Here is a 9,973-nt window from a genome sequence, read left to right as displayed (position 1 = left end):
GGATAACAGGATACAGCAGATTTGCCTGGTGGAGATAATTCTGCGGAAACTCAAGGTAAGAAGCGTATTGTAAAATGACGGGAAGGAATAGTATAATGAAAGGAGCTAAAAACACAGAAATCAGATGGGGAGAAAAGGATGAATCAGACCATAGTGACTTTGAAAAAGGGCCAGGGGCGCACGCTGAAGGCCGGGGGAATGTGGGTGTACGATAACGAGATCGACACCATCCTGGGAAGCTTTGAAAATGGAGACGTTGTGGCAGTACATGATTTTGACGGTTTCTTTTTGGGCTGGGGATTTTTGAACACGAAATCAAAGATCGCAGTCCGACTGTTATCTCGAAAGAAGGAGGCTGTAATCGATGAAGCCTTTATGGAAAAGCGTGTCCGAAACGCCTGGGAGTACCGGAAGCAGACCATCGATACGGGAAGCTGCCGCCTGATTTTTGGAGAGGCGGATTTTCTGCCCGGGATTGTGGTGGACAAGTTTTCAGATGTGCTGGTGGTGGAATCTCTGGCTCTGGGGATTGACAGATGGAAGCCTGTGATCGTAGAGGCTCTCAAAAAAATATTGGCCGAGGACGGTATTTGTATCCGGGGCGTATATGAGCGCAGCGACGCAAAGGTGAGGCTTCAGGAGGGAATGGAGCGTTACAAAGGCTTTATAGGAGAGCCCTTTGACACCAAGGTAGAAATCTGTGAAAACGGCGTCAAATATATAGTGGACGTAGAGGAAGGACAAAAAACCGGATTTTTCCTGGATCAGAAGAATAACCGGGCGGCCATACAGCGTCTGAGCAGGGGGAAAAAGGTGCTGGACTGCTTTACCCATACGGGTTCCTTCGCCTTAAACGCCGGGATAGCGGGGGCGGAAAGCGTGCTGGGAGTGGATGCGTCCCTTCTTGCGGTGGAGCAGGCCCGGGAAAACGCCAGGCTGAACCATCTGGAGGATAAGGTGCAGTTTGTCTGCGCGGATGTGTTTGAGCTGCTTCCCAAGCTGGAGGAACAGGGAGAGCGCTTTGACATGGTGATCCTGGACCCGCCCGCTTTCACCAAATCCCGCAATTCCGTCAAAAATGCGGTGAAGGGATATCGTGAAATCAATCTCCGTGGGCTTAAGCTGGTGCGGGACGGCGGCTTTCTGGCGACCTGCTCCTGTTCTCACTTTATGGAGCCGGAGCTGTTTGCCAAAACCATTAAGGAGGCCGCAGCAGGCGCAAGAAAAAGGCTGCGCCAGGTGGAATTCCGCACCCAGGCCTGCGATCACCCCATCCTGTGGGCGGCGGACCAGTCCTATTACTTGAAGTTTTATATTTTCCAGGCAGTAAACGAAGGCTGACATACGGAAAGCGGAGTAACAGTTAAAGGACTGTTACTCCGAAGCGGGGAAATCCAGCTGGATAATGGTTCCCTCCATGGGTGCGCTGCGAATGCCCAGATGAAAGGCATCCCCATACAGCAGATACATACGGAGGTTCACATTGTGCAGACCGATGGAATGCGTGGAAGTATTTTCCGTGTCAGCAATCCTTTCTCTTAGTTCTTTCAGCTTTTCTTCCGACATGCCGATGCCGTTATCCTCTACGGTCAGAAGGCATTGTCCCTGTTTTATAACAGCCGTGACTTTTACGCAGCTTTCCCCGTCACAGCGTCCCGAAAGACCATGAAAAACAGCGTTTTCAATCAGGGGCTGAATAATCAGCTTTGGAACAAGAACCTCCTCCGCTTCCGGGCGCAGCGTAAGCTTAAACTGAATTCTGTCCTGATAGCGTTTGGACAGGATATCTACGAAAAGCTGGGCGTAGTAAAATTCTGTGCTTAAGGACACCAGATCCGTAGATTCCAGAGCATATTGCAAAAGCTTGCTGAGGCTTAAGGTAATCTGGGGCACTTCATGTTCATAGCCCAGAGAGTCGATCTCAGTCATATGGATCATATTCAGCGTGTTGAACAGGAAGTGAGGGTTGATCTGGGACTGCAGCGCCAGAAATTTTGCATCGTTTAAGAGCTTTAACTGCTTTTGGAGTTCTTGGGAGAGGGACTGGCTTTTCTGGATATAAGCCATGATCTTACGGATGATTTCCTTGCTTTCCGCATTGCCGATTTCATTGAGGGAGACAGTTCCCGGGTCCTCCAAAAACTGCATAATGGAGCGGATGGGCTTGGTGGAGCGGAACACGAAAAAGAAAATCAGCACCAGGGAAAGGATAAAAAGGCAGAAGGAAAAGGTAAGGAGCAGAGACCTGGTTCCCGTAAGCCTTGAGGTGTAGTCGCTCATGTCGGTAATCAGAACATAGCTCCATGGATATTCTTCAGAATGATACTGAGTATAAATATAGGGCATACTGGCATTGACGAATTCCTGCTTTTGCGTTTCCTCAGCGGCAAAGTGAGAAAGCTCCGGTATGGTGGAGAGAGGTTCATAAACGTCCTTTTGCCCATTGCGGAAAAGGATGCTTCCATCGTCGGTGACAATGTAAATATGCTGTGATTCCAGTTCCGCAAAGGAGGAGAGGGTAGAAAGCTTGGAAAAATCCAGATTCAGTATAATATAATCAAGGCCGGAACCGCTTTCCATAGGCTTTGCCAGACAGACCAGATAAGGGTAATGCCCGTTTTTTCTGCGGGGAAAAAGCAGATAAGGCTTTTCGGTAGGAGCAATCTGCTCCATCCAATTAACATCGCTGTACATGGACGCGTTATATACGGAAAACTCGCTGGTGGCGATCTTCTGGAAAGCATGGGAATAAAGGTAAATAGAATCCAGCGAGGTATAACTGTTTTTATAGGTATTGAGCTGCTGCAAAATGCGCTGAGAGCCGCTGTCAATCAAAAGATCAGGGCTTTCCATGGTAAAGAAGGTCCGGACGATGGAATTATTGTAAAGGGTAGCCATAATGTAGCGCATGCTCAGCATATAGTCGTCCACGTCCCTGGCCACCCGGACTGTCTGCTGCTGGCTGTAGGTAAGAAATTCATGCTGCAAGGCTTTCCTGGAGCTGCCATAGGTATAGAAAGCGAAGGCCAGGAACAAAATGGTGATAAAGGAAAGCAGAATAAAAAAATATTTAAAGAAGGATTTGTGGAGGGCGTATTTTCGGATGGTATTCATGTTCATTCCTCTAATTCATGATTTTTAATACTTTTCTCCGGTACTCGGTGGGCGTATAGGAGGTATAGTTTCTGAAATTGATAAAAAACCGGTTTTTGCTGGGATACCCTACCATTTTGCCGATATCCTGAACCTTGATATTGGTGTTCAGCAAAAGAAGCGCTTTCTGCATGCGTACCTCCGTGAGATAATCCAGAAAGCTAACGCCGGTTTCCTGCTTAAAGCAGCGGCTGAAATGTGCACTGGACATATACACCTTGGAGGCAAGCTCCTGGCAGGTGAAATCCTCGCTGTAATGCTCCTTGATATAGGAAATGGCAAGGCGTATGCTTTCCTGAGCGCTTGAAGGCTCAGGCCTTGTATAGGAGGCGTTTTCCCCGCTGGGCAGGGTATGGGCTTCATGGGGCTTAAATGCCTGCCCGGAACGGGGGAGAGACTCCTTTAAGGAGGAGGTCAGCTGCTCCAAATGCTGAAAGGAGAATAGAAGCGAAACCGAAATATCAAGCTTTAAAAGAGACTTTGCTTCAGCACACAGCTCCTGCAGGGAATTGTCTGTCACGGCGGCGTCAGGATGAATGATCAGAATATCATAGGATTTTCTGGTGCGGAAAATCGTGCTGACGCATTTGGGACGCAGAAGCATATGGATCAGATTGGTAAATGCGGTCTCCAGGGTTTCCCGTTCATAACAGTAAGGCTCGGAAGGATTTATCAGAGAAAGCCTCAGATACACGCCGCAGCTCTCGGAGAGAGAAAAGGAAAAGTCAAGCCTATGAAAGGCGGCGGCCAGCTTTTGGGGATCGGCAAAAAGCCCGCTGATCAAATCCGCAAAAAACAGCTCCTGATCTTCCAGCAGAGAGGAGGTGTGATCGTGAAGCATCTGATTTTGATGAAGCTTGGAGGAAGCCGCCTCCAGGCTTTGTGTGAGTTCCGCAAAATCCAAGGGCTTCAGCAGATAATGAATAACGCCCAGATGCATGGCTGTTTTGGCATAGGTAAATTCACTGTATCCGCTGATAATGATAGGAACAAAAAACGTAGAAAGCTCCTGGAGCTTTTGAATCAGCTCCAGGCCGTCCATGACAGGCATGCGGATATCTGTTATGACAATGTCGGCCGGATTTTTCCTAAAAGCATCAAAAGCCTCCGCGCCATTCCCATAGACTCCGGTGATCTCATAGGAGGGAAACTTCATCTGTAAAAACTGCTGGATGTGGGACCGGGTCATAGGTTCATCATCCACGATCATGATTTTATTCATAAAAATCTCCATTTCAAGTTGTTCCATTTTATCCAACAATTCCCCTTGCTGAGTTATAGTATACCATACGATTTATCCAAAAACAAACAATGCGAGCGAAAACGGTGCTTATATCAGAAAACGATACTTTAAATTGCTTTTTTCCCTTTTTATAATAAATTTATCAGGAAAGAAGTCATGGAGAGCTTCGGAAAGGAGTCAGATTGAAACGAAGTAAAATCAGCAAGGTTACATACAAAGAAAGCATAAGTCTGACAATGCTGGCGCTTCCCGGAATTGTACTTTTGTTTATCTTTAATTATCTGCCCATGGCGGGAATCATAATCGCTTTTAAGGATTATAAGCCGTTAAAGGGAATTCTGGGAAGTGAATGGTGCGGGCTGGAAAATTTCAAATTTTTCTTTACCTCCCAGGACGCGGCCAGAGTTATCAGAAATACGCTGGGGTACAGTATTCTTTTTATCGTAGTAGGACTTTTTGCCAGCGTGGGTCTTGCGCTGATGTTTTACAGTCTGCGTTCCAGAAAGGCGCTGAAATTTTACAACACAGTGATGATCCTGCCGAAATTTCTGTCCGTGGTAATCATATCCTTTTTGACCTACACAATTTTGAACCCCTCCTATGGTATTGCAAATACCATTATTCAGGCATTCGGCGGAGAGAAGGTGCAGTGGTATTCGGTTCCGGAATACTGGCCTGTAATTCTCCTGCTGGTGCAGGTATGGAGGACGGTAGGGATGAGCAGCGTCATCTATTATTCGGCGCTGATGGGGCTGGATGAGGGACTTTTAGAGGCCTCCACCTTAGACGGGGCAAACAAGCTCCAGCAGATCATCCATATTATGATACCCCATTTGATTCCCACAATGGTGATTTCCACGATTTTGAATATCGGCCATATGTTTTCGGGGGATTTTGGATTGTTTTACCAGGTGCCCAAGGATCAGGGGCTTTTGTATCCTGCTACGGATATTATCAACACCTATGTTTACCGGGCACTGAAAGCCGGGTCCATGGCAAAGTCCACTGCCGTAGGTCTGTTTCAGTCCGTTGCCGGATTTATTATGGTAATACTCACCAATACGATAGTCAGAAAAATAAGCCCGGAAAACAGCCTGTTTTGACGGAGGTAGCAGCATGAGAAAAAAGAAAATAGCCTGGGGCCAGGTTATACTAAACGCTATATTTATCATTTTTGCCATATGCTATATTGTTCCCTTCCTGTTGTGTATTTCTATATCTTTTTCGGATGAAAAATCCCTTGCCATAGCAGGATATTCTCTGATACCCAGAGTTTTTTCCCTGGAGTCCTATGAGCTGGTATTTCGGAATCCGAGCCAGATTCTCAGGTCCTATGAGGTGAACATTATCTTCACAACGATTTCCACGGCCCTGGCCGTGCTCGTGATGGGACTTTTGGCATACCCCCTGGCCAGACCTAATTACCGGTTCAAAAGTATTTTAAGCTTCTTTGTTTTTTTTACCATGCTGTTTTCGGGAGGAATGGTGCCGTCCTATTTATTGATCGTCCGCTATCTGCACCTAAACGACAATCTGCTGGTATATATATTGCCGGGACTGGTATCTGCGTACAGTGTGATGATCATACGGACCAATTATCGTTCCATTCCCTATGAGCTGATAGAAGCGGCAAAGGTGGACGGAGCCACGGAATTGTTTATTTGTTTCCGCATTGTAATGCCCCTGAGCAAGCCGGTGCTTGCGTCCATCGGATTTTTGTTCCTAGTAGATAAATGGAACGACTGGATGACGTCCATGCTGTATATTCGTGATCCCAATCTTTATTCCCTGCAATATCTTCTGCAGAGAATTTTAAATGAGGCGGAATACCTGCGGCAGCTGGCGGACGCAGGATCGCTGATGGGCGGAGAGGTATTCCCCACAGAGAGCTTCCGCTATGCCATGGCGCTGGTGGCAGCGGGACCGGTTTTGCTTATTTTCCCTTTCTTCCAGAAATATTTTGCGAAAGGAATGACGCTGGGAGGAGTGAAGGGGTAAGGTAATATTTTTTATCATATTAAAGGAGGAAGAAATATGAGAGAGAAAACCATGAAAAGGGCGGCGGGCTTAATGGCGGCAGTGATGCTCCTTGGTCTGGCGGGCTGCGGCAGCCAGGAGACCACAGAAAGCAGCCAGGCCCAGGAAAGCGATGCGCTGCCTGTTTCGTCAGAGGAGGCGGCGGAACCAAAGGAGCCGGTTACGCTGGAGTGGTATTACCGTGGAAACGGGCAGCAGGAGGACACGGAAATGGTGGAGCAGAGGGTAAATGAGCTGCTTAAAACATATCCGGGCCTGGAGCATGTGACAATCAATCTGAATTGCTCCACTTCGTCGGAGTACCAGGAGCATGTGACTCTGGCACAGTCTGCAGGCCAGCAGATCGACATTTTGAATTCGGTTTCCCTGGACTTTTATGAGCAGGTGGAAAACGGAAGCTATATGCCGCTGGATGATCTCATCAGCGATGAGCTGAGAGCGGAGCTGCCGGAATGGCTGTGGAAGATGGGCAGCGTGGATGGCAAAATCTATATGGTTCCCAATTATCAGCAGGCATGTAACATGGGCTATCTGTTTACCCCGAAGGAGTATATGGATAAATATGGGGATTATGACAAGATCGTTTCCGTGCTGACGGATCCTGACAGCAGCTATGAGGATAAGATGGCGGTGATGGAGGAATATCTCATGGCGGTCCGGGAAGGAGAGGGCGACGGCAAATATCTTCCCTCTCTGCCAAGCAGAGTGCTGTTCGAAACAGGAACACAGGGCTTTTACTTCAGAGACTATTTTGATGTTGTCTCAGGAGACTTTATCGTGGAAGCCGGCAGCGGCCAGGTGACCTATAAATATGCCACCGATATGGCAAGGCAGCTTTGCGCGCTCAGCGCCCAGTGGTATGACGCTGGTATCATTCATCCGGATGTGCTCACCGTTGAGGCCTCCGAGCTTCGATATGAAAACATGCTGAATCCCACCTCTTGGATTCTCAGCTACAATGGCGCCATCGGAGATCCTGAGACGGTGGCGGAAACCTATAAAAACGAATGGGGTTTTGAGGTAGTGGCAATTCCCACACAGCAGCAGTATTACATTCAGAACAGCTGGGCAGCAGGCGGCAATGGCATTTCTTCCACCTGCGAGCATCCTGAGGAGGCAATCAAATTTATTGAAGCCCTTACTACAGGCACCGAAAAAGGCAAAGAAATCTATAACACGATGGTATTTGGCATAGAGGGAGTGCATTATACAAGGGATGAAAATGATCCGGACAGAATAGAGACCCTTGAATACAGCGGCACCCAGGGCGGAATCGATACCTCCTATGCCGCGATGAAATGGATCATCGGAAATACCTTTTACGCCTATAAGAATCAGGCTGTATCTGATGAGAACAGCGCCATTGCCCTGGAGGTAAACGAGGGCGACAATACCATCACCTCCGATCTGGTGGGATTTGTGGCGGATACGGACAGCGTTTCCGTGCAATTAGACCAGATCAAGGCGGTGACCAGCGAGTACAGAGATACCTTGCTGCAGGGCGTACTGGGAGAAGACGGCTGGGAAGCCTGCTACAATGAATATATAGAAAAATTAAAAGTGGCCGGTATGGATGAGGTAATTGCAGAGTTCCAAAGGCAGCTGGATGAATTTCTGGCAAATCAATAAACGCGTTTTCGTTAAAGGAAAGCAGGAAGAAGGGGATGCTGCGGCATCCCCTTTCCATACCGGGAAAATATGCTTCAGCTGCAGAAGCTGTCAGGTTTAAGAGGGCCGGGAGTATGAATAGAAAATATCGTGACGAAATGATCAGGCGGCTGGTGGAAATGGAGCCGGAAAATGATGTTTACGGAGGAAGCAGCATTGCCAAAATCCTGTACTGTAAAGAGAAGGTATCGGAGGCAGATAAACAGCTTTGCCGGGTGGCAAAGTGGTTTGAGCTTCCCCATCCCAGTGGGAGAGACCCGCAGGGAGAGCCGGATTTTGCGGCGGGCAAGCTGATTCGGGCGCTGTGCCTGGCCCGGGAGAGCCTCAGTGAAAAGACCCTAAAGGCTATCCATGCCTTTTTCACGGAGAGAGATTTTGAAAGCAAATACAAATCTGAAAACCATATGCTGCTGTTTCGAACCGCCAGATATTTGTATGCCTTTAGATATCAGGATGCTCTTTTTAAACAATACCAAAAAACGGCAAAGGAAATCCTTTCTGAGGACAGAAAATACATCCGGGATTTTATCAGGTTCCGTGCCCGGAGAGGATGGGCGGAATTTGATTCGCTGGGATATGGCGCGGAATCCCTGGGGGCTTTGCTGAATCTGATTGATTTTGGGGAAGAGGGCACAAGCCGCTATGCCGCAATGAGCGTTGACGTGCTGCTTATGGACATGATCGCGGACTGCTCCAGGGAAGGGCTTTACGGGGGAGCCCATGGGAGAGTGTATGAAAAAATGGTATTGAATTTTAAAAATGCGCCCATGTGCGGAGTCTACCAGTATTATTTCGGAGAAGAAATCTATGGCTATGAAGCAATAGAGCTTCTCTCCTCCGGCTACCGTCCCCCGGACTATATATATGAGATGGTTCTTAGCAGACCCGAAAGCTGGGAGAACTATGAGAGCAAGCATCTGCACTCAATTACCTGCAAGACTCCTCAGAGGCAGCTGCCCCAGGTTCCGGGCAGCATCAACAAATATACTTATGTGACGCCTTATTATGTGATCGGGGCGGTAAACTGGCAGGATGACTACCCCAAGGGAAGTGAAGCGGCCTGGTATGCCCATCACCAGCAGCATGAGTGGGAGCTTACTCTTTGCGGAGGCACCGACTTGCGGATTTTTACCCATCATCCGGGAAGCTTTGGAGCGGAGGGAAGGGAGCATGGATACTGGACCGGCGACCTGGGCTGCGGCTGCGGAAGCTTTTACTGCCACAAAAATGTGGCGATGGCTCTTTACAATATACCGGAAAAGGAAATTCCCATGATACACACCCATATACCACTGAAAAAATTAAAAATTCAAGTGGAGGGCAGATATCTGTGGTTTCAAAAGGGGGATGAGGTATACGGAATGCTCTGGAGCTTCTGCGGCTTTCAGGAGGGAAGCCAAAAGTATCATGACATAGAATGGAAGAGCATGGGAAGGAGGCATGCCATAGTGTGCACTGTGGACACAAAAGAGCATTATCCGTCCCTGGAGGCGTTTCAGGAAGCGCTCCGCCCACAGAAAATAAGCTTTGACAGTGACAGGATGACCCTTGCGTTCGGGGAACTGGCCATGAGTAAAAAACAGCGCTTTTACCAGGGAAAACAGGAAGCATTTCCCTACCCTACATATGCTTCCCCCATGCTGCGGTCCGACTGGGGCAGCGGAAGGATACAGGCAGGGGACGTGACGCTGGATTTTACAGAGGATGTGTGAAAAAGCTTTGGACGGAGGATGGCATGGAGAAAATATTAAAGCATATGCTGGAAACCAGGCCGCAGGCAGAGGTAGAATATCTGCCCTATTATGCGGCGGAAGGAATTCGGAAAAGGCCCGTACTCAAGGGCTGGGAGATAGATTTGGGCAGGCTCTGTCC

7 protein-coding genes are annotated in these 9,973 nt (G+C 48.3%); 5 read left to right on the top strand and 2 right to left on the bottom strand.

Annotated elements, in window-relative coordinates; genetic code table 11:
- The first annotated feature begins 138 nt into the window (after positions 1 to 138).
- Positions 139 to 1,341 carry a class I SAM-dependent rRNA methyltransferase gene (locus AC1WIP_RS06395; RefSeq protein WP_481141061.1) on the top strand — a complete coding sequence of 401 codons (1,203 nt, stop codon included), beginning with the start codon at positions 139 to 141 and terminating at the stop codon, positions 1,339 to 1,341.
- 33 nt (positions 1,342 to 1,374) lie between these two features.
- Here AC1WIP_RS06395 and AC1WIP_RS06390 read toward each other — a convergent pair whose 3' ends face one another.
- Together AC1WIP_RS06390 and AC1WIP_RS06385 are read right to left on the bottom strand one after the other, a co-directional pair.
- Entirely contained in the window at positions 1,375 to 3,114 is a 1,740-nt protein-coding gene (locus AC1WIP_RS06390) for a sensor histidine kinase (RefSeq protein ID WP_481141060.1), read from the bottom strand.
- A gap of 10 nt (positions 3,115 to 3,124) precedes the next feature.
- On the bottom strand, positions 3,125 to 4,375 hold the full coding sequence (locus AC1WIP_RS06385) for a response regulator transcription factor (protein ID WP_481141058.1): 1,251 nt from the start codon (positions 4,373 to 4,375) through the stop codon (positions 3,125 to 3,127).
- A 203-nt stretch (positions 4,376 to 4,578) separates the two neighbouring features.
- Here AC1WIP_RS06385 and AC1WIP_RS06380 point away from each other — a divergent pair, with 203 nt between their 5' ends.
- The 4 genes from AC1WIP_RS06380 to AC1WIP_RS06365 all read left to right on the top strand — a co-directional run bounded on the left by AC1WIP_RS06380 (position 4,579) and on the right by AC1WIP_RS06365 (position 9,813).
- Entirely contained in the window at positions 4,579 to 5,499 is a 921-nt protein-coding gene (locus tag AC1WIP_RS06380; RefSeq protein ID WP_318708239.1) for an ABC transporter permease, read from the top strand.
- Positions 5,500 to 5,512: 13 nt separating this feature from the next.
- Entirely contained in the window at positions 5,513 to 6,394 is an 882-nt protein-coding gene (locus AC1WIP_RS06375; protein WP_481141057.1) for a carbohydrate ABC transporter permease, read from the top strand.
- 36 nt (positions 6,395 to 6,430) lie between these two features.
- Positions 6,431 to 8,062, top strand: a complete 1,632-nt coding sequence (locus AC1WIP_RS06370; protein WP_481141056.1) for an ABC transporter substrate-binding protein — start codon at positions 6,431 to 6,433, stop codon at positions 8,060 to 8,062.
- A 113-nt stretch (positions 8,063 to 8,175) separates the two neighbouring features.
- Positions 8,176 to 9,813, top strand: coding sequence for a hypothetical protein (locus AC1WIP_RS06365; RefSeq protein WP_481141055.1), 1,638 nt, complete (start codon positions 8,176 to 8,178; stop codon positions 9,811 to 9,813).
- The last annotated feature ends 160 nt before the right edge of the window (positions 9,814 to 9,973 follow it).

The organism is Acetatifactor sp., assembly GCF_982438285.1.
Note: the sequence above shows the minus strand (reverse complement) of the source record. Positions and strands in the feature narration are given on the sequence as shown.